This is a genomic window from Bradyrhizobium sp. CFUWI (assembly GCF_056429085.1).
In genome coordinates this window covers 56,221-81,555 of sequence record NZ_JBWJZE010000015.1, presented here as the reverse complement: position 1 = coordinate 81,555, position 25,335 = coordinate 56,221, and the positions used below count along the sequence as shown (strand labels likewise).

Here is a 25,335-nt window from a genome sequence, read left to right as displayed (position 1 = left end):
GTTCACTGGAGGCCGGAGGAACTGCTGGTCGTCGACGAGTTCGCCAGCGTGCGCAGGCCGATCTGGAACATGAACGCGTGGCTCAACACGGGCGGCGTGGTGCCCGCAGAATAACTATACGAAGTTACGTAGTTCGCCGCCAGCACGAAGCAATCGTCGACATAGCCGGCACCGACCACATATTGGTTGATCTTGTTGGCCTCGAGGTCCCAGCGCGCCGAGCCCGACACCACCCAGTTGTTCGCCACCTTCAGCGAGCCCGAGGTCAGGATGCCCTCGCGGCGGGTCAGATAGCCGAGCTCCGGCTGCGCTGCGTAACTGCCATACAGCATGCTGACCGACCAGCGATTGAAGTTGGCGCGGCCTTCCGCCTCGAAGCGCTGCACGTTCCAGGTCTGCTCGTCCATGCGGGAGCGGACGCTGAACGTGTAGGTGCTGTTGGGCGAGTAGCTGGCGCTCGCGACGTAATCGGAACGCGGCTTGTCCAGGCCGGAATTGATGCCCGTATTGATGGCGTCCTGGACCGCGAAGGAATTCATGCCGAACAGCTGGTAGGACTGGCCGAACAGCACCTTGACGGCGCCGCCCTTGTCGAACTGCGTGGTGGACTGCACGCCGACATTGGCGCGGCCGCCGCCCTCGACGCGGTCGTAGCCGGAGAACTTGTCGACGCTGAACAGGTTGGAGGCGTCGAACACCAGGCTCTGGGCGTCCTCGTTCGGGAGCTTGCCGGCATAGGTCTCGTTCGGCCGGATGATGATCTGCGCGATCGGCTCGAGCGTGGTCGATCCCCAGGGCTGGATGTTGATGAAGGGGTAGCGGTATTCGAGGCCCACGGTCGGCATCAGGCGGAACGCCTGGGTGTCGCCGACGGGAAGATAGTTCGACACGCCCGGCTGGTTGGAGACCGAGGAGTTGATCGCATCGGCGCGCAGGCTCGCGAACGGCGTCCAGATCTGGCCGAACGGGTCGGTGAAGGACTTGCGCCATTGCGCTTCCGCCGTGAGGCGGGTGTAGGTGCCGGGGAAGCCGCGCAGCAGGCACTGCGAGGGCATGCGGGCGAGCGGATCGGCCGATGCCGTCGTGCACAGGCTGTTGGTGTTGGCCAGCGTCGTGATCGGATCGAACACCGACTGGTCGCGCGACAGGTTCACGAAATTGGTCTTGTAACTGAACTCGCCGCCGAACACCGGATAGTTGAGCACGTTGGAATAGTCGATCACCGGATAGACGATCGGCACCTGGCTCTGGTTACCCGAATAGCTCAGCCAGTACATCGTGCGCGCGTCGAAGAAGCTGCGGTTGCCGACACCGGTCAGATAGAGCTGCGACAGCGCTTCCGTCGGCAGCAGCAGGAACGAGCCGAGCGGATCGCGGTACTGATAGAGGCGGTAGTCCGAGAAGAAATAATAGTCGGACATCAGGACGCCGTCCCAGCCCCAGACCCATTTGTCGTTCAGCGCGAACTGACCCTTGGTGTCGATGGCGCCGCGGAAATCGCGGTCGCCGGGCTGCCCGGCAAACGCTCCGGGATCGAGCTGGTTGATGCCGTAGGCGCGGATCTGGTAGGCGCCGTCGATCAGGCGCTGTCGGAATTCGCCCTGCAGCAGCACGCCTTGCCGCGACAGGAAGCGCGGGGTGAAGGTTGCGTCCATGTCGGGCGCGATCGCCCAATAATAGGGAACCTCGACGCCATAGCCCGTGTTGTCCGTGCCGGAAATGTAGCCCGGCATCAGGAAGCCGCTCTTGCGCTTCACGGTCGGGTCGGGCGTCGAGAAATAGGGCATGTAGGCGAGCGGCACGCCGAAGAATTCGAGCTGCGCTGTCTCGAAATACAGCATCTTCTCCTGCTGGTCGTGGATGATGCGCGCACCCTTGACCTGCCACAGCGGCGGCTTCTTCGGATCGTCCCGACACGGCGCGCAGGCCGTGTAGACGCCGTTCTCGAACACCGTGTAATTGCCGCTGGAGCGGTCGGCGCGGCTCGCGGCCATGCGGGTCTGGTCGGCGGTGTCCACGCGCAGCGAATCGACGAAACCGTCGCGGTAATCGTCGGAGAGATCCATGATCTCGGCATAGGTGATCTTGCCGTCGGCATCCGTCATGCGGATGTTGCCCTCGGCATGCAGCCGCTTGGTCTTCTGGTCGTAGATGACCCTGTCGGCCTCGACGCTGGTGCCGTTGTAGAACAGCTGGACGTTGCCGACCGCGGAGACGCGCGAATTATTGTAGTCGTAGTCGACCTCGGTCGCCTGCACCAGCATCTGGTTGTCGTTGGCGACCCTGGGCGGCTTCGGACGCGGCGGTAGCGGATTGTAGGTATATTGGGCGGAGGCCGGCGCCACGGCGGCAACGTCGATCAGCCCGCCGAGCGAGGCAGCGGTCACGACGGCGAGCAGCAGCCTGCGGATGGACAAGCCGTGCCCGTTCGCGCGCATCAACATGCGCCGCGTCAAACGAGACACGAGCCCTCGTTGGACGGCACTCACTAACCGTCCTCCTGATAGAGCAAGGCCAAAAAGCCGGTGAGGCCGCCCACTACAACGGGCAACCACGCCGCAGCGATCGGATGCATCAACTCAGCCTTGCTCAAGTCCTCAGTTACTTTCGACAGAACGTAGAGCAGAAAGCCTGCGCCCACGCCACTCAAAACCATCTTTTGCACGCCGCCCATCCGGAAGAAGCGCAACGACACGGAGGCCGCGAGCATCACCATGGCCGCAAGCAAAAACGGCTGTGCCAGAAGCTTCTGATACTGGAGTCGGTAACCGGCTGTCGCGAAGCCCGAGCTTTCGGACGAGCGGATGTAGCTCGGTAGTTGCCAAAAGGACACAGTCTCTGGGGTGGAGAAGCTGTTGCGGACCTGCGCCTCGGTTAGCGTCGTCGGAATCTCCAGGCTGGCCTGGTCGATCGGCGGGGCGTCCAGCGAGAAGCGGCGGACGCCCTTGAACAGCCAGCGGCCGGCCTCGAGCGTCGCCTCGCGCGCCTCGACCCGTTCCTTGAAGTGCTGCTCCGGGTCGAACCGGAACAGCGTCAGCCCCGTGAGCCGGACGCCCTGCTGCTCGCTGCGCGCCGCGTTGATGATGGTCTGGCCGTCGCTGGTCACCTGATTGAGCCAGAAGCCGGAGGCGTCCTGGATACCGCCGCCGGGCGCCGAGCCGAACAGCTCGGCCTCCATGCGCTTGGAGGCTTCGCGCAAGTTGGCCGACATCGGATTGTAGGCGACGGTGGCGATCACGCCGATCAGGAGCGCGCTGCCGAGCGCCGGCGAGATGAACTGCCATGCGGAGATGCCGGCGGCGCGCGCGACCACGAGCTCGAGCCGGCGGGAGAGGGCGAGATAGCAGGTCATGGCGCCGATCAGCATGCAGAACGGCGTCAGCTTCTCCAGAAGCTGCGGCACCCGGAACAGCGAGGTCTCGGCCACCATGAGCGCGGAGGCGGAGGCGAGGCCAGAGGTCTTGCGCACCATCTCGATGTAGTCGACCAGCACCAGCAGCAGGAAGATGCTCGCGAACACGCCGAGCGCCGCGACCACGAAGCGGCCGGCGAAATAGCGCCCGAGTGTGTTGGTGAGCATGCTCATGCGGTGGCCGGACGTCCGAACAGCCGCGCGATGCGCGCGTTCGACCTGTTGATGGCCTCCATCAGGCCGGGGGGCGGCTCGACCACGACACCGCTGACGATGATCCACAATCCGATGCCGATGGCGCCGAACACCATCGCGTATTGCACCAGCACCGGGCCCGACGACTTCACCGCCATCACTGAGCAGGCAAAGCCCGCCATGCGCAAGCCGAACACCGCGATGATCGACGAGCCGATCGAGAAGTTGCGGCTCTGGCGGGTGGTGCGCGGCGCGCCGAGGAAGGCGAAGGTCAGCACGGCAAAGGCGAAGGGATAGATCGGCGCGAGCAGGCTGTCATGCAGGGCCGAGCGGAATTGCCCGGGGATCTGCCTGTAGACGGGGTCGTCCTCGGACGGCGAGAACAGCTCCCAGAGATAGCGCTCGCGGATGCCAAGGGTGACGTCGCGGCCCTGGTTGGAGAATTTCGACATGTCGAAGCCGTAGCGGCCGAAGGCCACCAGCGCCGGATCGCGCTTGCCCGCCTCGAAGCGCTGCAGATTGCCCGTCTCCAGCACCAGGAACGAGCCGGTCTCGTTCTTCACGACCTCGCCGCGTTCGGCGACGATCGAGACGCGCTCGTTCGGATCGCGGCGGTCGTCGATGAAGATGCCGGCAAGAATGCCGCCGGGCTGGCGTTCGCGAATCCGGATCGTGAGGTTCTTGTCGAGCTGGGCGAAGCGGCCGGGCTGCAGGATGTTGGTGAGCACGTCCGCGGTGATCTCGGCATCCCACTGCTTGATTCGCCGCATGCCGTCGGGGGCGAGATAGGCCGCGATGAAGGCAACCAGCAGCGCCACCACGCAGGTTGCGTAGAAGAACGGATAGAACAGCCGGAACGGCGAGAAGCCGGCGGCATTCATCACGATGATCTCGGAATCGGTCGCGAGCTTGTTCAGCGTGTGCGAGATCGCGATCATCAGCGCGATCGGCGAGATGATCAGCACCAGGGCCGGGATGACGAGGCTGGTGATGCCGAGGAAGGTGAGGATGGTCTGACCCTGGCTCGTCATCAGGTCGATGCCGCGCAACGCCTGCGTAATCCAGATCACGCCGGTGAGGCTGACCAGGACCAGCGCAAACGACGCCAGCGTCGTGCGGAAGATATACCTATCGATCGACCCCATGCGCTACCGCACGAATCCCACCAAGTCCCCAATGTCGGCCGAAATTCCGCTTGTCCAACCAATCCCCGATCAGGGGATCCCCAAGGTTGGCCGCAGGGCTCTTCCGCCAGCTTACTCTCTCACTACCATCCCTTTGATCCGTCAACAAAATGGCTGCCCCGTGGCACCCTCAATATATGGTTAATATTTCGCTCGTTGTGGCCCTGAGGCCACGGGGGTGCTTGGCATGAGCCCAGCCGCTGGCCCATAGTGCGCAAGGCGCAGTGAATCGTCGTTCAGGTCTGGCCCCGGCCATGGCCGTAAATGACAAAAAGACCAAAGCTTTTGAAGGAGTTACCCATGTCCGATGCCATCAAGGTCGGCTTCGTCCCGTTGTCATCAGCCGCCCGTGGCATCCTGGTCGTGTTCTGCGACGACAGCCTGAAGGTCGGTCCCGCGACCGCCAAGGCGCTGGGCGGCGCTCTCGACCTCGTGAAGCGGGCGGCGGCCGCCGCCGCCTTCAAGGGTAAAAGCGGGGCGGCGCTGGACATCCTGGCGCCGGAAGGGGTGAAAGCCGCCCGACTGCTGGTGATCGGCGCCGGCAAGGCGGCCGGCCTGAAGGCGAACGATTTCCTCAAATTCGGCGGTGTGGCCGCGAGCAAGCTTCCCGCCGGGACTGCCGCCATGACCGTCATGGCGGAGCTGCCGGATGGCGCGATGACGAGCGAGCAGGCGGTTGCGATCGCCTCCGGCCTGCGCCTACGCGCCTACAAGTTCGACCGTTACAAGACCAAGAAGAAGGACGGCGAGGAGGGCGGCTCGCGCGCCGACATCTCGCTTGCGGTCGGCGATGCCGCTGCCGCGAAGAAGGCGTTTGTCGCGGCCGGCCATGTCGTCGACGGCGTGATCATCGCGCGCGACCTCGTCAACGAGCCGCCGAACGTGCTCTTCCCCGAGGAGTTCGCGCGCCGCGCCAGTCAGCTCCGCAAGCTCGGCGTCAAGGTCGAGGTGCTCGACGTCAAGGCGATGCAGAAGCTCGGCATGGGCGCGCTGCTCGGTGTCGGTCAGGGCTCGGCGCGGCCGAGCCGTACCGTGATCATGCGCTGGGACGGCGGCAAGAAGGGCGAGGCGCCGGTCGCCTTCGTCGGCAAGGGCGTCTGTTTCGACACCGGCGGTATCTCGATCAAGCCGGCCGGCAGCATGGAGGACATGAAGGGCGACATGGGCGGCGCGGCCTGCGTCGTCGGCCTGATGCACGCGCTGGCGGCGCGCAAGGCCAAGGCCAACGTGGTCGGCGCCATCGGCCTCGTCGAGAACATGCCCGACGGCAATGCGCAGCGGCCGGGCGACATCGTTACCTCGATGTCGGGCCAGACCATCGAGATCATCAACACCGACGCGGAAGGCCGTCTCGTGCTGGCCGACGTGCTCTGGTACGTCGCCAAGAAGGTGAAGCCGGAATTCATGGTGGATCTGGCGACGCTGACCGGCGCGATCGTGGTCGCGCTTGGAACCGAGCATGCCGGCATGTTCTCCAACAATGACGAGCTTGCCGAACGCCTGCTGACGGCCGGTATCGAATGCGGGGAAAAGGTCTGGCGCATGCCGCTCGGTCCCGAATACGACAAGCTGATCGATTCCCAATTCGCCGACATGAAGAACACCGGCGGCCGTCATGGCGGCTCGATCACCGCGGCGCAGTTCCTGCAGCGCTTCGTCGACAACACGCCCTGGGCCCATCTCGACATCGCCGGCACCGCCATGGGCGCGCCGAAGACCGACGTCAACCACAGCTGGGGCAGCGGCTACGGTGTCCGCCTGCTCGACCGCCTCGTCGCCGACCATTACGAGCGCAAATGACCCGAGATGACTGAAGTCCTGTTCTATCATCTGCAAAACATGACGGTGGAGAACGTGTTGCCGCCGCTTCTCGAGAAATCGCTCGAGCGCGGCTGGCGCGTCGTGGTCCAGTCGACCTCGGAAGAACGCGCCGACGCGCTCGACGCGCATTTGTGGACCTATCGCGACGATTCCTTCCTGCCGCACGCGACATGGCGGGTGAACGACGCCGCCGATCAGCCGATCGTGCTGGCGATCGAGGAGGGCAATCCCAACGGCGCCCATGTCCGCTTCCTGGTCGACAATGCCGCCCTCCCGGAGGACGCGCAGGGCTATGCGCGCATGGTGCTGCTGTTCAACGGCGACGACCCGGATGCGCTGGCGCTCGCCCGCAGCGCCTGGACGGATTGCAAGGCGCGGGGATTTGATGTCACTTATTGGCAGGCCGACGAGCGGGGCCGGTGGCAGCGTCGGAATTAGCGTCCTTCGCAATTAATGATAATTTGCACTTTTCGGGCGATGCTGGCTTTGGCCACCTTCGTGCCGCAAAGTGATGTTGGGACAATCGCTTAGGGCTGGTCCTTCATGCGGGGAATTTGGTTTATCGTGCGACATCAAAAGCTTCCCAAGTCGCTCCTAATTGCGTTGGCTGCCGTAGCACCGCTGGTCGCGGGCTGCTCGGGCGGGAGCGATCTGTTGTCGAAGGACGCGGAATGGTTCCAGAAGCCGGGCCGTCTCTTCATCAAGAACATCTCGATCGAGTCGCCGCCGCTGACCCCCGACAAGCCGGTCGGAGCTGAGGATCTCGTCAGCGCCGATGGCGGCTGTCCCGGCATGGCGCCGCCGCCCGGGCCGGCCGACGCCAATGCGTCGACGACGGCGCCGATGGGCGGCACGGTCGCGCTCGGCCACACCGAATGCGACGTGGTGCGCGGCATCGGCGCGCCCGCGAGCGTCAACCTCTCCAACGATGCCGCCGGCCGCCGCGTTGCGGTGGTGACGTGGGCCTCCGGCCCGCGCGCGGGCATCTACACCTTCACGGCCGGACGGCTGTCCTCGATCGAGGGCAATCCGGACCCGCAGCCGGTGCCGAGGGCGGCGAAGCCGAAGAAGAAGCACGCGTAAGGCGTATCAGGCGCTATCGACGTCATCGTGCCCCGGACGCTGCGCCGCGCTTGAGCGATGAGCGGCCGAGCCGGGGCCCAACAGCCGCGCGCACGCTGAAGCGTGAATCCCGGCTCAGCGTCGCGTCATTTCATGGCGCGTCGCGTCCGGGACACGAGGCCTTCGACCCCGCCGCTTCATCAAACCGAGTGCGGACTTGAGCCGATGCGGCCAGGCCATCGGCCGCGCTCGCGCGCCTTCGCACAGATCGCAACACTTCTGACGCGTCTGATGTGTCGCTTTGGTGATGGCCGCGCGGCCAGGAATGCGCTTTGATGGTGTCAATAACAAACCGGAGGAAACCATGCGGTTCATCGCCCTCGTGTCGGCGCTGCTCCTGCCGTTTGGCGCGGCGCTCGCCCAGGACTATCCGACCAGGCCCATCACCGTGCTGGTGCCGTTCGCCGCCGGCGGGCCGACCGACACCATCGCGCGCCTGACCGCGGCGGGCATGGCGAAATCGCTGGGACAGCAGGTCATCGTCGAGAACGCGACTGGGGCCGGCGGCACCATCGGCTCGACCCGTGCCGCGCGCGCCCAGCCGGACGGCTACACGCTGCTGATCCATCACGTCGGCATCTCGACCGCGGCGACGCTGTATCGCAACCTCAGCTACGACACCAAGACAGCCTTTGCGCCGATCGGGCTCGTGACCAATGCGCCGATGACCATCATCGCGCGTGCCGATTTTCCGGCCGACACGCTCAAGGAATTGGTCGCCTACGCCCAGCAGCAGGGCGACAAGCTGACCTACGCCAATGCCGGCCTTGGAGCGGCATCGCATCTTTGCGGCATGCTGTTCATGACAGCGATCCAGAAGCAGCTCACCACGGTGCCGTACAAGGGCAACGGTCCGATCATGAACGATCTGCTCGGCAAGCAGATCGATCTCACCTGCGACCAGGCGACCAACACCACCGGTCCGATCACGGCCAAGCAGGTCAAGGCCTACGCGATCACCACCAAGGAGCGGCTGAAGAGTCTTCCCGACCTGCCGACGGCGGACGAGGCCGGCCTCAAGGGGTTCGAGCTCGGCGTCTGGCACGGCATCTATGCGCCCAAGGGCACACCGCCGGCGGTCATTCAGAAGCTCACGGCGGCGCTCCAGGCCGCACTGAAGGATCCGGCGCTGATCGCCCGGTTCAACGACATCAACACCGAGCCGGTGCCGCAGGACAAGGCGACGCCGGAGGCGCTGGGCGCGATGCTGACGAGCGAGATCGACCGCTGGGCGCCGATCATCAAGGCCGCCGGGCAATACGCGGACTGAGCCGGTCCGGCTGCGGACGCCGGCGTATTCGCCGCTATCGTCGCGTAGACGTGCCCCGGACGCAGCGCAGCGCGCGAGCGATGCGCTGCTGAGCCGGGGCCCAGGAGCCGCGTGCGCGCTGACGCATGGCTCCCGGCTCTGCGTCGCGTCATTTCATGACGCGCCGCGTCCGGGACACGAGAGCTCGCTTACCCCGCCGCCTCATCGAACTGTGTGCTCGCCTCCAGCCATTGCTCCTCCGCCCGCGCCAGCGCGTCGGCCGCGTTCGCCCGCGCCTTCGACAGCTGCGCGGCCTGCTTGGGATCGCGCGTAAAAATATCGGGCAGGGCAAGGGCTGTATCGATCTTGGTGATGATCTCGCTGACGCGGGCGATCTCGGCTTCGGCCTCCGCGATGCGCTTCTTCAGCGAGCCGCGATTGTCCGACCTTGCGCGCTGCGGCTTTTCGCTCGCGGCGCTACGCTCGCGCGGGGCGGGCTCGCCGTTGCGTGTGGACAGCACCAGGCGGCGATATTCGTCGAGGTCGCCGTCGTAGTTGGTGACGGTGCGATCGGCGACGATCCAGAGCCGGTCGGCGCAGGCCTCGATCAGATAGCGGTCGTGCGAGACCATGATCACCGCGCCGGGAAATTCGTTGATGGCTTCGGCCAAAGCGCCGCGGCTGTCGATGTCGAGATGGTTGGTCGGCTCGTCCAGGATGATCATGTTGGGACCGAAGAAGGTCGCAAGGCCCAGGAGCAGCCGTGCCTTCTCGCCGCCCGACAATTTGCCGGCCTTGGTGTCGGCCGCCTTGCCGGAGAAGCCGATCGCGCCGGCGCGCGCCCGCACCTTGGCCTCCGGCGCATCGCCCATCAGCTTGCGGACGTGATCATAGGCGGAGGCGTCTTCATTCAGTTCGTCGAGCTGGTGCTGCGCGAAATAGGCGATCGACAGCTTGTCGGCCCGCGTCACCCTGCCGGAGAACGGCGCAAGGCGTCCGGCCAGCAGCTTGACCAGCGTCGACTTGCCGTTGCCGTTGGCACCCAGCAGCGCGATGCGGTCGTCGTTGTCGATGCGCAAGGTGACGCGATTGAGCACGGGCGCGGCGGGATCGTAGCCGACCGAGGCGTTGTCGACCGCGATGATCGGCGGCGAGAGGATTTTTTCCGGCGCGGGAAAGCTGATCTCGCGCACGTCCTCGGTAACCAAGGCCGTGATCGGCTTCAGCCGCTCCAGCATCTTGACGCGGGATTGTGCCTGCCGCGCTTTCGAAGCCTTGGCCTTGAAGCGGTCGACGAAGGCCTGCAGGCGGGCGCGCTCGGCCTCCTGGCGCTTGACCTGCTTGGCATCGAGCAGCTCGCGCGCGGCGCGCTGCTCCTCGAACGAGGAATAGCTGCCCTTGTAGAGCGTGAGCTTGCCGCGCTCCAGATGCAGGATCTGGTCGACCGAGCTTTCCAGCAGATCGCGGTCGTGGCTGATCACGATCACGGTGCGCGGATAATGCGCGAGGTGATCCTCCAGCCATAGCGTGCCTTCGAGGTCGAGATAGTTGGTGGGCTCATCGAGCAGCAACAAATCGGGGGCCGCGAACAGGGTGGCGGCAAGCGCGACGCGCATGCGCCAGCCGCCGGAGAATTCGGCGCAGGGGCGGAGCTGATCGGCGGCGGAGAAGCCGAGGCCGGAGAGGATCGCGGCGGCGCGGCTCGGTGCCGAATGCGCGTCGATGTCGACCAGGCGGGTCTGGATCTCGGCGATCCGATGCGGATCGGTCGCGCTCTCGGCTTCAGTGAGCAGCGCGTCGCGTTCGAGGTCGGCCTTGAGCACGACTGAGATCAGGCTTTCCGGCCCGTTCGGGGCTTCCTGGGCCAGGCTGCCGATGCGCCAGCGCGGCGGCAAGGTCACCGAGCCGTGCTCGGCGGCCAGCTCGCCGCGGATCACCTTGAACAGCGTCGACTTGCCGGTGCCGTTGCGTCCGACCAGACCGACGCGCGAGCCCGGCGTGATCTGCACGGAACTCTGGTCAATCAGAAGGCGTCCGGCGAGGCGGATGGAGAGGTCGGTAATGGACAGCATGCGGCCTTGTCACCGCAGCCGTGGTCAAACGCAACCCGTTTCTGCAATGGCTTGACCGCCGCTCAATGCGCGTCGCGGTCGCGCCGCTCCAGCTCGTTGAGGAGCTGCTCGAGATGGGTCGGGAGCCGTGTCTCGGGACGCAGGCTCTGCTGGAGCCGTTCGCCCACGGCATCGCAAATCGATCGGCTGGTGCGCCCGTCGATCTGTTCGCTGTCATTGGCAAAGGGCCCAACCATCGCGCGGTTCCGTGTGCTCAGAGTAAAGACACGGTACCAAGTCATTGACCCCCAAAATGGTTTCGCCATTCCTTGGGGATCACTGCCATTCTCGTCAAAATTGCATGAACCCGCGCCATCCACTCAAAATGCGAAGCCCCGGCGGGGGGATCGCCGGGGCTTCTCTTGGAAGGTACCTGTGGGGGGCGCAGATACCTTGGGGGTTTAGAAAGGTGCTGTCGGGCTCAGTAGCAGCGGTTGATCAGCCGCCAGCGGGGTCCCCAGGGGGTCGGGACCAGCCGGCGCACATAGCAGCCGCCATAACCGTAGGAGACCGGGGCATAGAAGCGCGGTCCGCCCCAGCGGTAGCCGCCGTGCCAGCCGCCACCGCCATGCCCATGCCAGCCCGGGCCGCCGCCACGCCAGTGAGCGGAGGCCGAGGTCGGCGCCAACGCGGCACCGAGCGCAACCGCAGCGACAGCGGCAAGCGAAAGTTTCCTCAACATGGTGATCTCCTCAAAACTGCCGGCGCGGGGGCGATCCGCGTCGATGGAAAGGCCGCCGAAACGTCCGCCTGATGGTCAGGTTTGGGCTTCGATGGAAGGAGCATAAGCCGGCAGGCCGAACCAAAGCCTGAATGGAGGCTTCAGATTCGGTTCATCTCGGTGAAATCTCGGTAATTCATGTCCGGATCCGGCCGTGCCGCCGGCGGCGAAGCCTGTGATGTCATCCCGCCGCTCGCTTGCCGTCCGGCAAAGGCGCCGATATAAGCCCCGCAACCCGGCAATCACCGCTTTTCTTCCCAAGGACAAGATCATGGCCATCGAACGGACTTTCTCGATCATCAAGCCCGACGCGACCGAGCGTAACCTGACCGGCGCCGTCAATGCCGTGATCGAAAAGGCGGGCCTGCGGATCGTCGCGCAGAAGCGTATCCGCATGACCAAGGAACAGGCCGAGACCTTCTATGCCGTCCACAAGGCGCGCCCGTTCTTCGGCGAGCTGGTCGAGTTCATGACCTCCGCTCCGGTCGTGGTGCAGGTGCTGGAAGGCGAGGGCGCGATCGCCAAGTACCGCGAGGTGATGGGCGCGACCGATCCGGCCAAGGCGGCCGAGGGCACCGTCCGCAAGCTCTACGCCAAGTCGATCGGCGAGAATTCGGTGCACGGCTCGGATGCGCCGGAGACGGCCGCGATCGAGATCGCGCAGTTCTTCTCGGGCAACGAGATCGTCGGCTGATCAATCCGCCGTAAGTTAAAGACCGGACGAAAGGACTCATTGTGGACTGGCTCTGGCAGATCTTCGATCCCGCGACGATCGGGGCGTTCTTCACCCAGTTTCGCAACGAGATGGCTGCGCCGACCTTCTGGATCGCGGTCGGCAAGATCATCTGGATCAACATCCTGCTCTCCGGCGACAACGCGCTGGTGATTGCGCTGGCGTGCCGCGGCCTCTCGCCGCGACACCGGCTGTGGGGCATGATCTTCGGTGCCGGCGCGGCGGTGATGCTGCGGATCATCTTCACCGGCATCGTCGCAACGCTGATGGAGCTGCCTTACCTCAAGCTGATCGGCGGACTCGCGCTGATCGTGATCGCGGCCAAGCTCCTGGTGCCGGAACACGAGGACGAGGACGACGTCGACGCCGCCGCGCATCTGTGGCACGCCATCCAGATCGTCGTGGTCGCCGACATCGTCATGAGTCTCGACAACGTCATCGCGGTGGCTGCCGCTGCCAATGGCAGCGTGCCGCTCCTGATCCTCGGCCTTGCCATCAGCGTGCCGCTGATCGTCGCTGGCGCGGCGCTGATCATGGCGCTGCTCGAAAAGCTGCCGGTGCTGGTCTGGGCCGGTGCGGCGCTGCTCGGCTGGATCGCGGGCGAGGTGATGGCGACCGATCCCGGCGTCGCGCCGAGGCTGCACACGCTGTTCGACGGTCCGTTCGGCGCCTCGCTTGACAGCATGCTCGGTGCCGTGCGTATCCCGCCGCAGTTCGGCCATGGCGGCGCCGGCGGCGAATATTTCTGCGCCGCGCTCGGCGTCATCGTCGTGCTGGTGGTCGGCACCATCTGGCGCGGACGCAAACTGACCGCCGCCGCGCTTGAATCGTCCGAGCGCCACGCCAGGGCGTCGGCCGAATAGGCCGACCTCTCAGTCGATCCGGCCGAGTTCCATGACCTGCGTCGTCCAGTAGACGAGCTTGGTTCCGGCGAACGAAACCCGCAGACGGTCGAGCAGCCGGCCCGCCTCTTTTCCTGGCAGCACCACTTGCACGACGGTCTGGTCGGCATGGCCCTTCACGCGTTCGGCGGCCGTATGCAATCGAACCTCGGTGCCGTGACCCGAGCCCTGCGTGGCCGTGAATCCGGAAACCAGATCGCTCTGTTCGGCGAGATGGTCGAACACCTCGTCGCGGAGCCGATGCGGCACGATCAGCGTGAGGCAGACAAGCTGGTCGATCATTTCGCCACCTTCGACGTCCCGCCATAGCGGCGATACAGGATCGGCAGGAGAATCAGGGTGAGCAGGGTGGAGGACAGCAATCCTCCAATCACGACGATAGCAAGCGGCCGCTGCACCTCGGATCCCGGACCGGATGCGAACAGCAGCGGGATCAGGCCCAGCGCCGTGATGCTCGCGGTCATCAGCACCGGCCGCAGCCTGCGCATGGTGCCTTCGACGACGATGCGGTGCTCGGGGACGCCGTGGGCGCGGAGCAGATTGAAATAGGACACCAGGACGACGCCGTTGAGCACGGCAATGCCGAGCAGCGCGATGAATCCGACCGAGGCCGGCACCGACAGGTACTCACCCGTCACCACCAGGGCGAAGACGCCGCCGATCAGGGCAAAGGGAATGTTGACGAGCACCAGCAAGGCCTGGCGGATGGCGCCGAACGTGGTGAACAGCAGCACGAAGATCAGGCCGATCGCGACGGGAACCACGATCGACAGGCGCGCGGCGGCGCGTTGCTGGTTCTCGAACTGTCCGCCCCAGGTCAGCCGGTAGCCGTTCGGAAGCGGCAGCTCGCTCGCCACCTTCTGGCGCGCGGCTTCGACGAATCCGACCATGTCGCGGCCGCGCACGTTGGCGCGCACCACGCTCATGCGGGCGCCGTCCTCGCGGTCGATCTTCACCGGACCGTCGACGCGCTGGATGCGGGCGACCTGTGACAACGCGACATGCTGTCCCGAGGCCAGCGTCAGCGGCAGGCTCGCCAGCAGCGTCGGCGCTTCCCGCGTCGTCTCGCTGCCCCGGACCAGGATCGGCGTGCGGCGTCCCTCCTCGAGCGCGGTCCCGATGGTTCGGCCCTCGATCTGGGTTCGCAGCGAGTTGACGATGGAGTCCACGGTCAGGCCGAGGCGGCCGGCCTCCATGCGATTGACCGCGACCGTGTAATACTGAGCGCCTTCGTTCAGCGTGGTGTAGACGTCCTCGGCCCCGTCGATGCTGGAGAGGATCGCCGACAGTCTTGCCGCGGTTTCATTCAACCTGGCGATGTCGGGGCCGAAGATCTTGACGGCGACGTCGCCGCGCACGCCGCTGATCATCTCCTGCACGCGCATGTCGATGGGCTGGGTGAAGCTGAGCGAGATGCCGGGAAAGCCGGTCAGGACCTCGCGAAGCTTCTGCAGCAGGGCCTCGCGGTTGTCGGTCGCGCGCTCGGCCGCCGGCTTGAGCACGAGGAACGTGTCGGTCTGGTTGGGACCCATGGGATCGAGGCCAAGCTCGTCCGACCCGGTGCGGGCGACGATGCCGGCAATATCAGGCACGGCCAAAAGCGCGGTCTGGAGCCTGGCGTTGATGGCAAGCGACTCGTCGAGGTTGACGGAGGGAAGCGTCTCCACGCTGACGATGACATCGCCTTCGTCCATCGTCGGCATGAAGGTCTTGCCGAGCTTGGTATAGGCGAAGCCCGCCGCAACCAGGCCGATCAGGGCGGCCGCCATCACCTTGCGCTCGTTGTTCAAGGCCCAGTCCAGTGCCGGGGCGTAGACCCGTTGGGCCGCACGCACCAGCAGGGGATCGCGATGCGAGGCGGATTTGAGCACGAAGGAGGTCGCGACCGGGATCACGGTGAGCGCCAGCAGCAGCGAGCCGGCCAGCGCGAAAATGATGGCCAGCGCGACCGGGATGAACAGCTTGCCCTCCAGCCCCTGCAGCGTCAGCAGGGGGACGAACACGATGATGATGATGAGCACGCCCGAGGCGACCGGCTCCAGCACTTCGCAAACCGAACGGTAGATCAGGTGGATCAGCGGGAGAGACTTGCCCGGTTCGTGCTTGCCGAGGTTGCCGACGATGTTCTCGACCACGACCACCAGGGCGTCGATCAGCATGCCGATCGCGATCGCAAGTCCGCCGAGGCTCATCAGGTTGGCCGACATTCCCACCACGCGCATGATGATCAACGCGATCACGATGGCGAGCGGCAGGCTGAGCGCGATCACGAGCGAAGCCCGCCAATTGCCGAGGAAGAGCAGCAGAAGAACGATGACGAGAGCGGTGGCCTCGCCGAGGGCCCGCACCACGGTGCCGACGGCGCGATTGACCAGGCGGCTGCGGTCATAGAACACGTTGATGGAGACGCTTTTGGGCAGCGAGGGCTGCAGCTCGGCGAGCCGGGCGCGCACGTCGCGGATAAGCTGACCCGCGTTGGCGCCGCGCAGGCCGAGGACGAGCCCCTCGACGGTTTCGCCGCGGCCGTCCGCCGTGACGGCGCCATAGCGCGTCAGCGTCCCGGCTTTGACGGTCGCGACGTCGTTGACCAGGATCGGCACACCCTCGCGGGTGTCGACCACGATGGCCTTGATGTCCTCGATCGAACGGATGCTGCCTTCGATCCGAACCAGCGCGCTGTCCTCGCCCTGGTTCACCCGTCCGGCGCCGTCGTTGCGGCTGTTGGCTTCGATGGCTCGGCGAAACAGGTCGTAGGAAATGCCGCGCGCCGCCAGCGCGTCGTTGCGCGGCACGATCTCGAAGGCGCGGACATAGCCGCCGAGCGCATTGACGTCGGCAACGCCGGGCACGGTCCGCAGCGCGGGGCGGATCACCCAGTCGAGCAGGGTCCGGCGCTCGGCGAGCGAAAGCTCGGGACTGTCGATGGTGAACATGAACATCTCGCCGAGGGGGCTCGTGATCGGCGCCAGACCGCCGCTCACCCCTTCCGGGAAGTCGCGCGAGATGTTCGACAGGCGCTCCGAGACCTGGTTGCGTGCCCAGTAGATGTCGGTGCCGTCCTCGAAATCGACGGTGATGTCGGCCAGCGCGTATTTCGTGGTCGAACGAAGCACCTTCTTGTTCGGCAATCCGAGCAGCTCGAGCTCGACGGGGACGGTAATGCGCTGCTCGACTTCTTCGGGGGTGAGGCCCGGCGCCTTCATGATGATCTTCACCTGAACCGGCGAGACGTCGGGAAAGGCGTCGATCGGCAGGCCGGGCAGGAGGACGGCGCCCGCGCCGATCAGCAGCAGCACGCTCAGCATCACGAACAGCCGCTGCGACAACGCGAACGCAACCAGGCGGCGGAGCATCTATTGTCCCAGGCCTAAGAGAATGCCGCGAAGCGCCGAGATGCCGCCGATCGCGATCGCATCCCGGTCCGTAATCGGGCCCGACACGACGACGTGATCCTGATCCTCAGCGAGCAGCTTGACCGGGACCAGGCGGAAGCCGCCGTCGAAGGCGACGAAGACCGAGGTCTGCTCGCCCCTCCGGATCAGCCCGCTATAGGGAATCTCAAAGGCGCTTTCGCCGGCGGAAAGAAAGCCGATGCGGGCCGCGGTGGTCTGACCGGGATGCAGCTCGCCGTCGTTGGGGACCTCCGCGCGCACCAGGATGGTCTGGGTGGCAGGGTCGATGGTCTCGGAGACCAGCACGACCGTGCCGGGCGTGGAATAGCCCTCGATCTCGACTTTCGCGCCGGTGCGGATCGCTCGAATATTGGCGGCGGGAACTGCGATCTCGGCCCACAGCGGCGACAGCCGCGCCAGCTTGACCAGCGGCGCGGATTGTTCGAGCCGCTGCCCTGGCGACACCGCGACCTCGACCACGGACGCGGTTTGCGGCGCATTGACCGTGAGCGTGCCGCTGATCGCCGCTTCCTGGGCCAGTCGGGAAATGGCATCGTCCGACATCCCGCTGAGGCGCAGCATCTGGCGCCGTTCGGCGACGACGAGAGCCGCCTGGCGCGCTTCGGCCTGGCTGGCCTCCAGCACGCGTTGCGGCACGGCCTTGCCCTCGAACAGATCGACGTTCCGCTTGAGTTGCTGGCTGGCGAGATGCTCCTGCGCGATCGCGTGCAAATAGTCGCGTTGCTGGGAGACGAAGCTTGGACTCTCCAGGGTGACCAGCGGCTGGCCGGCCGTGGCGCGATCGCCGCGCCCGACCAGGAGATTGGCGACCATGCCCGCCACCGGCGCGCTGACAACCCACAATTGCGGCGTGGGGACCATGATCTGGACCGGGTAAGGCAGCGTCAGATCGGTCCGGCTGGCAACCGGATGGGTTACCCGGACGCCGAGATTGCGCGCCTGCGCATCGCTCAGCTTCACCTCGTCCTGCGCCATCGATGCCGAACTCAGCAGGCTCAATGCAACGGCGAAGAGCGCACGAACGAGCACGCCCCCGGACGAGGTGAGAGGGAGAGTTCTGCGACGGACTCGCATGAGGAAAAACCCAGACCTGGAGGCGAGCGAAGCGCTGATCGATTGCAGGTTTCGCTTAGCCCACCGGAGCATCGATGGGTTGATTTGCCTCAAGCGGGCCAGCCCCTTTGGAAGGCTGCTCGCCGTTCGTGGCGCGCTTCGGTTGATCTCAGTCGATTGCTTCATGACCGCAGAGGTCAAGCTGTCGTCGCGCCTTTCGGAAAGGGGGCGGGCAGGCCAACCGACCTCGCTCATGATGGACGCTTCCTTCCCGTGATCATCGCCGTCACCAGGCTCTCACGGTGCTCGAAGCTTGCCAGCAGGACGCCAAGCACATGGACGACCACGAGGCCGATCGTGAGGTTGGCGAACGCCTCATGGACCTCCTCCACCCATTTCGCTCCCCAGAAGCTGTCGGTCGTCATCATGTAGCCGGTGGTGCAGGTGCCGATCAGCATGACGATCAGCGCCACGACCATCATGCCGCCGGCAGGATTGTGGCCAAGAAAGCGTGGCGCCCTGAGCAGCGCCATATCGCGCATATAGGCGAGCACCGCGCGCGGCGAGCGCACGAAGTCGCTGAAGCGTGCATGGCGCGGTCCCACGAAGCCCCACACGATCCGGAGCGCAAGCAACCCGGCAATGGTGTAGCCGGCGGCGATATGGATCTTTTCTATCTCGTCCCCGGTCGCATAGGCGAGCAGAAACAGCCCGGCCAGCGACCAATGGAACACGCGGACGAAAAGGTCCCAGACCTTTACCGTAGCCGGCGGCTTGGCGCCGCCGGCTACGACCGTATCGTGAATGGCGCTCATGATGCGGCCCCTTACAGCTGACCGACGATCCGGCCGCTGGTCGGATCGACGAACAATTCGACCCGGCTGCCGGACTTGTCGATCGTGTAGAGCTCGCCGCAGGCGTTCTTGAGCTTGGCCTTCTGGACCTTGTAGCCCTGGGCTTCGATCTTGGCCTGCAATTGCTCGATCGACAGCCAGCTGTTCTGCGGCGCCGCAGTGCAGGGACGCCCGAGGCTGCCGGCGTGAGCGGTCGCGGCGGCTGCGAGCAAGGCGGCGGTGGCGGCGATGATGGTGATCTTGCGCATGTTCTCTCCAGCTTGTGGCGCCCGGCCGCGTCATGCGGCGAGGCGATGGGCGGACAGTGCCAGAACCGCCCTGACGGCCGCCTGTTGATCCACGTCAGCAATTTGTCAGGTCGATTGGGGCATTCTCTGCCAATGCAATCCTCAGGCTTTCTGGAATTCCTCGCGGTGCCGCTGCTGGCAGGATTCCTGCTCGCGCCGATGCCTGCGGCCGCAGGCGACCACGATAAGGGCGCGCCGGACGCGGTTCGCCGCGCAGTCGAGGCCGGCGAGATCAAGTCGCTCGCCGACATTCTCGCCTCGCTCCGTGGCAAGCTGCCGGGCGAGGTTGCGGGGGTCGAGATAGAGCGTGAGCGCGGCCGCTGGATTTACGAGTTTCGCCTGGTTGACGACAAGGGCCGGCTCTACGAAGCGCATGTGGACGCGCGTAGCGGCGAGATCGAACGCATCAAGGAGAAGTGATGCGCGTGCTGCTCGTGGAGGACGATCGACGGATCGCGGCCGATGTGGAGAGGGCGCTCCGCGCGGCCGGTTATGTGGTCGAGACCGTCGGCAACGGCGAGGAAGCCTGGTTCCGCGGTGACACCGAGGATTACGGCGCGATCGTCCTCGATCTCGGCTTGCCCGGCATGGACGGTCTGGCGGTGCTCAAGCGCTGGCGCGCGAATGGGCGGTCTATGCCGGTGCTGATCCTGACGGCGCGCGGCAGCTGGGCCGAGCGCGTCGATGGCATCGACGCGGGCGCCGACGATTACCTGCCGAAACCGTTTCGCATGGAGGAATTGCTGGCGCGGCTGCGCTCGATCGTGCGCCGCTCGGCGGGGCATGCCTCGCCACGGATCATCGCCGGCGAGGTCGAGCTCGACGAGCGTCAAATGAAGGTGATGCTGCGCGGGGTACCCGTCGCGTTGTCGCCGTTGGAATACCGCCTGATCGCCTTTCTCCTGCACCATCGCGGCCGCGTCGTATCGCAGCAGGAGCTCGATGAAAACGTCTATGGCCACGGCGAGGACCACGAGTCGAATGCGCTCGAAGTGCTGATCGGCCGCGTGCGCAAGAAGCTCGGTGCCGACCTGATCGAGACCCGACGCGGCTTCGGCTATCTGGTACCGGAGACGACGCCATGAGCTGGGGCTCGCTGCGGCTGCGACTGGTCGCTGGCGGACTCGTAGCTATCCTGGTCGCGCTGACGATTGCCGGCGCCGGGCTGACGTTGCTGTTCGAACGCCATGTCGCGCGCACCATCGGCGAGGATCTCGACGTTTATCTGAAGCAACTCGTCGCGGGTATCGACGCCGACGCGCAGGGCAGGCTGGTGGTCGGCCGGCCGCCGGCCGATCCTCGTTTTGCCGACCCTCTTTCGGGCTTGTACTGGCAGGTATCGGACGATGGCGGTCAGGTGCTGCGTTCACGTTCGCTCTGGGACACGGCGTTGGACCTGCCGCGGGATGAGCCGTCGCCTCGCGAATTGCATCGTCATGTCATCCCTGGACCCGCCGACGCGCGGCTCCTGGTCAGCGAACGCCGCGTGATGCTTACCCTGGGCGACCGCCGCGCGCCGGTGCGTGTCGCGGTGGCGGCCGATCTCGCCCGCGTGACGGCCGCCGCCTCGCATTTCGCCAGGGATCTGGCGCTGGCGCTTGGCGTGCTGGGGCTGGTGCTGGCGGCGGCCACCTCGATCCAGGTCGGCCTCGGCCTTCGTCCGCTGGACGCACTTCGCCGCGGCGTCGCGGACGTCCGCTCCGGGCAGCGCAAGCATCTCCCCGTCGAGGTCCCGACTGAGGTGAAGCCGCTGGTGGAAGAGGTCAACAGCCTGATCGACGCCCAGGAACGCGAAATCGAACGGTCGCGCAGCCGCGCCGCCGACCTGGCACACGGGCTGAAGACGCCGCTTGCCGCACTCGCGGCCGATGTCGCGCTGTTGCGTCAGCGCGGTGAGAAGGAGGTCGCGCAGGCAATCGAGGCCGTCGGCGAGACAATGAGCCGTCACGTCGACCGCGAGCTGGCACGTGCGCGGGCGAGGGGGACGGCACGCCTGCGCGGCGGTATTTCCACGCCGCTCAGACCGCTTGTCCAGTCCCTGATCCTGACGCTGGCGCGTACGCCTGCGGCACAGCGGCTCGCCTTCAAGACCTGCATGACGGGCGAGCCGAGCGTGCCGCTCGATCGCACTGATCTGGCGGAAGTGCTGGGCAATCTCTTGGAAAACGCCGCTCGTCACGCCAAGAGCGAAGTGCGCATTGGCGCGGATGCAGCGAAGCCGGCGATCACGGTCGAGGATGATGGTCCGGGCATCGCGCCCGCCGAACGTTCACGCGTGCTCGAACGCGGGGTCAGGCTGGACGAGCGTGGCGAAGGGGCCGGCCTCGGCCTCGCGATCGTTCAGGACGTGCTCAGTGCCTACGGATGGCAGCTGATTCTCGCCGAGTCCGAGCTCGGTGGACTGAAAGCCATCGTCGCGCCGGCGGGCAGGTGCGATCGGATGGCTGCTGATTGAAGAACCCCAGCCGCTCGCTTGACACCTGTTCTGTTCGTCAGCGCCGCACGATCGAGCCGGCGCGGCCAATCAGGCGGGCGAGTTGGCGGAAACGGCTGCCGACGCGGTCGGCGACGAGGTCGCCGAGGCGGTGCTCGAACACCAGCATTAATTTGCGTCCCTGGCTGCGGAAATGCGTGGCGGGCAAGACACCCGGACGTGCCGCCGAGATCAGATGCGCGACGCGGAACGCCGCGCCCAAGAGACGCGCGCGTTCGAGCTGCGCCGGCGTCAGCAGCTCCTGCGTGGTGACCGGCGGCTGATTTTCTTCGCTGAGGCCCGCATAGCGATAGAACACCGACAGGCCGACGAAGGCGCGCTCGGTGTGGGTGATCGCGCCGAAATTGCCGTTGACGACGAGGCTCAGCGTCTGCTCGCCGCGGTGATCCGGATGCACGCGCCAGCCGATATCGGACAAGAGGCACGCGGTGTGGCGCAGCCGCCGGTCTTCCTCGGTCTCGCGCAGCTTGACCACGCGCACGAGGCGATCGGTCCAGGCGATCAGCTCGCGGGCGTGCTTCGCCGAGCGCGACAGCAGCTGGTTCAGCTCCTCCGCGGCGCAGATCAGGCCGTCCTTGTTGCGTTCCGCCTCCGGCAGCTTCTCGTGCAGCAGGCCCTCGCGCACGCCGAAGGTCGAGAACACGATGGTCTTCGGCTTCGCCACCCGGATGATGTGCTCGAGCACCAGGGCCGCATAGGTGAGGAGCGGGCGGCGCGCATCGGCAACGCTCTCGATGTCGGCGAGCATGTTTGCGGCTGCCAGGCGCCGCAGCCTGCGGGAAAAGTCGAGCGCTTCCGCCGCGGACAGCGAATAGCCGTGCATCACCTGGAGCGGATAGCCGCTCTGGATGATATGAATGCGCGCGAGGGCGCGCCAGGTCCCGCCGACCGCGTAGAAGTTGCGGCCGCGGCCCGCGGTCAGCTGCGGCACCTCGTCGAGCTCCTCGCGCACGATGCGATCGGCGCGCTTGAGCGATCTGTGCGCAAGATCCTGCAGCGCGAGCCCGCCGAGCGGCAGTGTCACGCCGCTGCGTACGCTGTTCTTGCGCACGTCGATCAATTCGAGCGAGCCGCCGCCGAGGTCGCCGACGATGCCGTCGGGATGATGGATGCCGGAGATCACGCCGAGCGCCGACAGCCGCGCCTCGCGCGGGCCCGACAGGATCTCGATCTTCACGGCGCAGATGCGCTCGGCCTTGGCGATGAAATCAGCGCCGTTGGAGGCGTCGCGGCAGGCGGCTGTGGCGATCGCGAACACGCGTCCGACCTGCATCACGCGGCACAAGGCGCGAAAGCGCTTGAGCGAGGTCAGCGCCTTGTCGACGGCGTCGGGGGCGAGCAGGCCGGTGCTCTGCACCTCGCGCCCGAGACCGCACAGCGTCTTCTCGTTGAAGATCGGAATGAGACTCCGCGCCAGCGCCTCGTAGACGACGAGACGGACCGAGTTGGAGCCGATGTCGATGACCGCGACGCTCGAGCCGCGCTTGCGCGGCCGCTTCACGTCGGAAATCCCCGATCAGGACGGATGGCGTTCGTTCCGGCGCGTGAGACGACGCGGCGAGGATTCCTTGAGCGACTTTCCACGGCCAGACAGACTCGGATTTGTCATGAAGTAGTTGTGGACGTTGAAAGGCTCCTCGCCTTTCGCGGTCTTCATACGCGTTGAGGACCCGTCCGGCAACAACTGCCAGCTCTGTTCATTGTCTTTCAGGTTGGCGACCATGATCTGTTCGAGAACCTGCTGATGCACCGTCGGATTTTGCAGCGGACACAGCACCTCGACGCGGCGGTCGAGGTTACGCGGCATCATGTCGGCGGACGAGATATACACAGCCGCCTTGGCGCTCGGCAGGCCCTGGCCCATGCCGAAGCAATAGATTCGGCCGTGTTCCAGGAAGCGCCCGATGATCGATTTGACCCGGATGTTCTCGGATAGGCCGGGAATGCCGGGGCGCAGGCAACAGATACCGCGCACCACGAGCTCGACCTGCACGCCGGCCTGCGAGGCCTCGTAGAGCGCGTCGATGATATCGGGGTCGACCAGCGCATTCATCTTCATCCAGACCGCGCCGTGCCGGCCGTGCCGCGCATGCGCGGTCTCGCCCTGGATGTGCTCGATGATGCGCTTGCGCAAGGTCAGCGGCGACACCGCCATCTTTTCCAGATCGCTCGGCGCGGCGTAGCCGGTGATGAAATTGAACACGCGCGCGGCGTCGCGGCCGATGGTCGGATCGGAGGTGAAGTAGGAAAGATCGGTGTAGATGCGCGCGGTGACCGGGTGATAATTGCCGGTGCCGGTATGAACATAGGTGGTGAGGCTGCCACCCTCGCGGCGCACCACCATCGAGAGTTTTGCGTGCGTCTTCAGCTCGAGGAAGCCGTAGACGACCTGCACGCCGGCGCGTTCAAGGTCGCGCGCCCAGCGGATGTTGGCTTCCTCGTCGAAGCGCGCCTTCAGCTCGATCAGCGCCGTGACGGATTTGCCGGCCTCGGCGGCTTCGGCGAGCGTGCGCACGATCGGCGAGTTGTTGGAGGTGCGGTAGAGCGTCTGCTTGATCGCGACGACGTCGGGGTCGCGTGCGGCCTGCTGCAGGAACTGCACCACGACGTCGAAGGATTCATAAGGATGATGGACGACGAGATCCTTCTGCCGGATTGCGGCAAAGATGTCGCCGCCGTGCTCGCGCACACGCTCGGGGTGGCGTGGCACGTAAGGGGTGAATTCGAGATCGGGACGGTCGATGCGGGTGAGCTGCGAGAGCTCGTTCATCGCCTGCACGCCGTCGACCAGGAAGACCTCGTCGTCGGCGGCCGACAACGCGTGCTGAACGAAGTTGCGCAACTGCTCCGGCATCTTGGCGTCGATCTCGAGCCGGATCACCGATCCGCGGCGGCGGCGCTTCAGCGCCGTCTCGAACAGGCGGACGAGGTCTTCCGCCTCTTCCTCGATTTCGAGCTCGGAGTCGCGGATGATCCGGAAGGCGCCCTGGCCGTGCAGATTGTAGCCGGGGAACAGGCGGTTGATGAACAGGGCAGTAGCCTGTTCCAGCGAGATCAGCCGAACGATCTTGCCGTCGGCCGGCAGGCGGATGAAGCGGTCGATCTTGCCGGGCATGCGGATCAGCGCGTTCATCTGCTTGCCGTCGGCTGCACGCGTGAGCTGGAGCGCGATGGTGAAGCCGAGGCTCGGGATGAACGGGAAGGGGTGCGCCGGGTCGATCGCCAGCGGCGTCAGCAACGGGAACACGTTGTTGAGGAAGTACTCCTCGATCCAGGTCCGTTCCGCCTTGGTGACGTCCTTGCCGTCGACCAGCACGATGCCGGCATCGGCCAGCGTGCCGCGCAGGTCGCGCCAGATTGCCTGCTGGTCGGAGGCAAGTTCGGAGACGGTGCGGTTGATCAGCGCGAGCTGCTCGGATGGCGTCAGGCCGTCGGGGCTGCGTTCGGCGATGCCCTCGCGCACCTGGGCCTTGATGCCGGCGACGCGGACCATGAAGAATTCGTCGAGGTTATTTGCTGAAATCGACAGGAATCGCACCCGCTCCAGCATCGGGTGGTTGGAATTGACCGATTCCTCCAGGACGCGGCGGTTGAAATGCAGCCAGGAGAGCTCGCGATTGATGAATCGTTCGGGGCTGGAGGCGATCGCCGGCAGACCCTCAGCTTCCACGATTTTTTCTTTTGTTTCAATGGTTTGCGCAGAGTCCATCAGAAGTCTGTCCATCCTGTCTCGCCTCACTTTGCGATCTATGCGCAAAACCCGCGGGAGCATGTGTTACAGCGA

The 25,335-nt window shown here is 65.8% G+C and carries 23 protein-coding genes; 9 read left to right on the top strand and 14 right to left on the bottom strand.

The genetic code is table 11. From position 1 onward, the window contains the following. Positions 1-2 precede the first annotated feature (2 nt). The 3 genes from AC066S_RS28070 to lptF are packed head-to-tail and all read right to left on the bottom strand — an operon-like array spanning position 3 to position 4,752. The gene (locus tag AC066S_RS28070; protein WP_164718713.1) at positions 3-2,489 is read right to left on the bottom strand and encodes an LPS-assembly protein LptD; all 2,487 of its coding nucleotides are present in this window, start codon (positions 2,487-2,489) and stop codon (positions 3-5) included. Beyond that, positions 2,489-3,586, bottom strand: coding sequence for an LPS export ABC transporter permease LptG (lptG, locus tag AC066S_RS28065; protein WP_126258455.1), 1,098 nt, complete (start codon positions 3,584-3,586; stop codon positions 2,489-2,491). The genes AC066S_RS28070 and lptG overlap by 1 nt, the downstream gene beginning before the upstream one ends. Then, positions 3,583-4,752, bottom strand: coding sequence for an LPS export ABC transporter permease LptF (gene lptF / locus AC066S_RS28060; protein ID WP_126258454.1), 1,170 nt, complete (start codon positions 4,750-4,752; stop codon positions 3,583-3,585). Before lptF ends, lptG begins: the two co-directional genes overlap by 4 nt. 339 nt (positions 4,753-5,091) lie before the next feature. Here lptF and AC066S_RS28055 point away from each other — a divergent pair, with 339 nt between their 5' ends. From AC066S_RS28055 to AC066S_RS28040, 4 genes are all read left to right on the top strand, one after another. After that, entirely contained in the window at positions 5,092-6,591 is a 1,500-nt protein-coding gene (locus AC066S_RS28055) for a leucyl aminopeptidase (protein WP_478271138.1), read from the top strand. A 6-nt stretch (positions 6,592-6,597) separates the two neighbouring features. Beyond that, the gene (locus AC066S_RS28050) at positions 6,598-7,050 is read left to right on the top strand and encodes a DNA polymerase III subunit chi (RefSeq protein ID WP_141935871.1); all 453 of its coding nucleotides are present in this window, start codon (positions 6,598-6,600) and stop codon (positions 7,048-7,050) included. Between the two features lie 165 nt (positions 7,051-7,215). Continuing rightward, complete coding sequence (locus AC066S_RS28045; protein WP_478271180.1) at positions 7,216-7,695, top strand: hypothetical protein; 480 nt, start codon at positions 7,216-7,218, stop codon at positions 7,693-7,695. A gap of 343 nt (positions 7,696-8,038) precedes the next feature. Then, the gene (locus AC066S_RS28040; protein WP_478271137.1) at positions 8,039-9,004 is read left to right on the top strand and encodes a tripartite tricarboxylate transporter substrate binding protein BugD; all 966 of its coding nucleotides are present in this window, start codon (positions 8,039-8,041) and stop codon (positions 9,002-9,004) included. 188 nt (positions 9,005-9,192) lie between these two features. On the opposite strand, the gene AC066S_RS28035 is transcribed toward AC066S_RS28040, so the two are convergent. The 4 genes from AC066S_RS28035 to AC066S_RS28020 form a co-directional block, all read right to left on the bottom strand. Beyond that, on the bottom strand, positions 9,193-11,055 hold the full coding sequence (locus AC066S_RS28035; RefSeq protein WP_478271136.1) for an ABC-F family ATP-binding cassette domain-containing protein: 1,863 nt from the start codon (positions 11,053-11,055) through the stop codon (positions 9,193-9,195). Positions 11,056-11,117: 62 nt separating this feature from the next. Beyond that, positions 11,118-11,291: a hypothetical protein gene (locus AC066S_RS28030; protein WP_478271135.1), complete on the bottom strand. Its 174-nt coding sequence runs from the start codon at positions 11,289-11,291 to the stop codon at positions 11,118-11,120. 224 nt (positions 11,292-11,515) lie between these two features. Next, complete coding sequence (locus AC066S_RS28025) at positions 11,516-11,776, bottom strand: sulfur globule protein precursor (protein WP_126258448.1); 261 nt, start codon at positions 11,774-11,776, stop codon at positions 11,516-11,518. Positions 11,777-11,851: 75 nt separating this feature from the next. After that, positions 11,852-12,094 carry a hypothetical protein gene (locus AC066S_RS28020; protein WP_126258447.1) on the bottom strand — a complete coding sequence of 81 codons (243 nt, stop codon included), beginning with the start codon at positions 12,092-12,094 and terminating at the stop codon, positions 11,852-11,854. Between AC066S_RS28020 and ndk the strand changes: the two genes are divergently transcribed. Next, positions 12,087-12,509 carry a nucleoside-diphosphate kinase gene (gene ndk / locus AC066S_RS28015; RefSeq protein ID WP_126258446.1) on the top strand — a complete coding sequence of 141 codons (423 nt, stop codon included), beginning with the start codon at positions 12,087-12,089 and terminating at the stop codon, positions 12,507-12,509. The genes AC066S_RS28020 and ndk overlap by 8 nt on opposite strands. Positions 12,510-12,550: 41 nt before the next feature. Then, on the top strand, positions 12,551-13,411 hold the full coding sequence (locus AC066S_RS28010) for a TerC family protein (RefSeq protein WP_478271134.1): 861 nt from the start codon (positions 12,551-12,553) through the stop codon (positions 13,409-13,411). 9 nt (positions 13,412-13,420) lie between these two features. Here the strand turns inward: AC066S_RS28010 and AC066S_RS28005 are convergent, their stop codons facing one another. The 5 genes from AC066S_RS28005 to AC066S_RS27985 form a co-directional block, all read right to left on the bottom strand. Continuing rightward, positions 13,421-13,732, bottom strand: a complete 312-nt coding sequence (locus tag AC066S_RS28005) for a DUF3240 family protein (RefSeq protein ID WP_478271133.1) — start codon at positions 13,730-13,732, stop codon at positions 13,421-13,423. Beyond that, on the bottom strand, positions 13,729-16,803 hold the full coding sequence (locus AC066S_RS28000) for an efflux RND transporter permease subunit (RefSeq protein WP_478271132.1): 3,075 nt from the start codon (positions 16,801-16,803) through the stop codon (positions 13,729-13,731). The genes AC066S_RS28005 and AC066S_RS28000 overlap by 4 nt, the downstream gene beginning before the upstream one ends. Further along, positions 16,804-17,838 (bottom strand): efflux RND transporter periplasmic adaptor subunit, encoded by a 1,035-nt coding sequence (locus AC066S_RS27995; RefSeq protein ID WP_235884747.1) that lies wholly within the window; start codon positions 17,836-17,838, stop codon positions 16,804-16,806. Positions 17,839-18,167: 329 nt separating this feature from the next. Further along, positions 18,168-18,731 (bottom strand): cytochrome b/b6 domain-containing protein, encoded by a 564-nt coding sequence (locus AC066S_RS27990; protein WP_478271131.1) that lies wholly within the window; start codon positions 18,729-18,731, stop codon positions 18,168-18,170. A gap of 11 nt (positions 18,732-18,742) precedes the next feature. Continuing rightward, complete coding sequence (locus AC066S_RS27985; RefSeq protein ID WP_478271130.1) at positions 18,743-19,018, bottom strand: PepSY domain-containing protein; 276 nt, start codon at positions 19,016-19,018, stop codon at positions 18,743-18,745. A 171-nt stretch (positions 19,019-19,189) separates the two neighbouring features. On the opposite strand from AC066S_RS27985, the gene AC066S_RS27980 reads away from it, so the two are divergent. Genes AC066S_RS27980 through AC066S_RS27970 form a run of 3 tightly spaced genes read left to right on the top strand, consistent with a single transcriptional unit; the run spans position 19,190 to position 21,512 of the window. Beyond that, positions 19,190-19,477: a PepSY domain-containing protein gene (locus AC066S_RS27980; RefSeq protein ID WP_430644572.1), complete on the top strand. Its 288-nt coding sequence runs from the start codon at positions 19,190-19,192 to the stop codon at positions 19,475-19,477. After that, positions 19,477-20,142 carry a response regulator transcription factor gene (locus AC066S_RS27975; RefSeq protein ID WP_126258438.1) on the top strand — a complete coding sequence of 222 codons (666 nt, stop codon included), beginning with the start codon at positions 19,477-19,479 and terminating at the stop codon, positions 20,140-20,142. The genes AC066S_RS27980 and AC066S_RS27975 overlap by 1 nt, the downstream gene beginning before the upstream one ends. After that, complete coding sequence (locus AC066S_RS27970) at positions 20,139-21,512, top strand: sensor histidine kinase (protein ID WP_478271129.1); 1,374 nt, start codon at positions 20,139-20,141, stop codon at positions 21,510-21,512. The genes AC066S_RS27975 and AC066S_RS27970 overlap by 4 nt, the downstream gene beginning before the upstream one ends. A gap of 37 nt (positions 21,513-21,549) precedes the next feature. Here the strand turns inward: AC066S_RS27970 and ppx are convergent, their stop codons facing one another. Then, on the bottom strand, positions 21,550-23,052 hold the full coding sequence (gene ppx, locus AC066S_RS27965; RefSeq protein ID WP_135165361.1) for an exopolyphosphatase: 1,503 nt from the start codon (positions 23,050-23,052) through the stop codon (positions 21,550-21,552). Positions 23,053-23,067: 15 nt separating this feature from the next. Further along, the gene (locus AC066S_RS27960) at positions 23,068-25,260 is read right to left on the bottom strand and encodes an RNA degradosome polyphosphate kinase (RefSeq protein WP_164718710.1); all 2,193 of its coding nucleotides are present in this window, start codon (positions 25,258-25,260) and stop codon (positions 23,068-23,070) included. Positions 25,261-25,335 lie beyond the last annotated feature (75 nt).

Bases quoted from the DNA above. Each gene is read 5' to 3' on its own strand.
- lptG (WP_126258455.1), bottom strand. From the start codon at position 3,586: ATGAGCATGCTCACCAACACACTCGGGCGCTATTTCGCCGGCCGCTTC.
- lptF (WP_126258454.1), bottom strand. From the start codon at position 4,752: ATGGGGTCGATCGATAGGTATATCTTCCGCACGACGCTGGCGTCGTTT.
- AC066S_RS28055 (WP_478271138.1), top strand. From the start codon at position 5,092: ATGTCCGATGCCATCAAGGTCGGCTTCGTCCCGTTGTCATCAGCCGCC.
- AC066S_RS28050 (WP_141935871.1), top strand. From the start codon at position 6,598: ATGACTGAAGTCCTGTTCTATCATCTGCAAAACATGACGGTGGAGAAC.
- AC066S_RS28040 (WP_478271137.1), top strand. From the start codon at position 8,039: ATGCGGTTCATCGCCCTCGTGTCGGCGCTGCTCCTGCCGTTTGGCGCG.
- AC066S_RS28035 (WP_478271136.1), bottom strand. From the start codon at position 11,055: ATGCTGTCCATTACCGACCTCTCCATCCGCCTCGCCGGACGCCTTCTG.
- AC066S_RS28030 (WP_478271135.1), bottom strand. From the start codon at position 11,291: ATGGTTGGGCCCTTTGCCAATGACAGCGAACAGATCGACGGGCGCACC.
- AC066S_RS28025 (WP_126258448.1), bottom strand. From the start codon at position 11,776: ATGTTGAGGAAACTTTCGCTTGCCGCTGTCGCTGCGGTTGCGCTCGGT.
- ndk (WP_126258446.1), top strand. From the start codon at position 12,087: ATGGCCATCGAACGGACTTTCTCGATCATCAAGCCCGACGCGACCGAG.
- AC066S_RS28020 (WP_126258447.1), bottom strand. From the start codon at position 12,094: ATGGCCATGATCTTGTCCTTGGGAAGAAAAGCGGTGATTGCCGGGTTG.
- AC066S_RS28005 (WP_478271133.1), bottom strand. From the start codon at position 13,732: ATGATCGACCAGCTTGTCTGCCTCACGCTGATCGTGCCGCATCGGCTC.
- AC066S_RS28000 (WP_478271132.1), bottom strand. From the start codon at position 16,803: ATGCTCCGCCGCCTGGTTGCGTTCGCGTTGTCGCAGCGGCTGTTCGTG.
- AC066S_RS27995 (WP_235884747.1), bottom strand. From the start codon at position 17,838: ATGGCGCAGGACGAGGTGAAGCTGAGCGATGCGCAGGCGCGCAATCTC.
- AC066S_RS27990 (WP_478271131.1), bottom strand. From the start codon at position 18,731: ATGAGCGCCATTCACGATACGGTCGTAGCCGGCGGCGCCAAGCCGCCG.
- AC066S_RS27985 (WP_478271130.1), bottom strand. From the start codon at position 19,018: ATGCGCAAGATCACCATCATCGCCGCCACCGCCGCCTTGCTCGCAGCC.
- AC066S_RS27975 (WP_126258438.1), top strand. From the start codon at position 19,477: ATGCGCGTGCTGCTCGTGGAGGACGATCGACGGATCGCGGCCGATGTG.
- AC066S_RS27970 (WP_478271129.1), top strand. From the start codon at position 20,139: ATGAGCTGGGGCTCGCTGCGGCTGCGACTGGTCGCTGGCGGACTCGTA.
- AC066S_RS27960 (WP_164718710.1), bottom strand. From the start codon at position 25,260: ATGGACTCTGCGCAAACCATTGAAACAAAAGAAAAAATCGTGGAAGCT.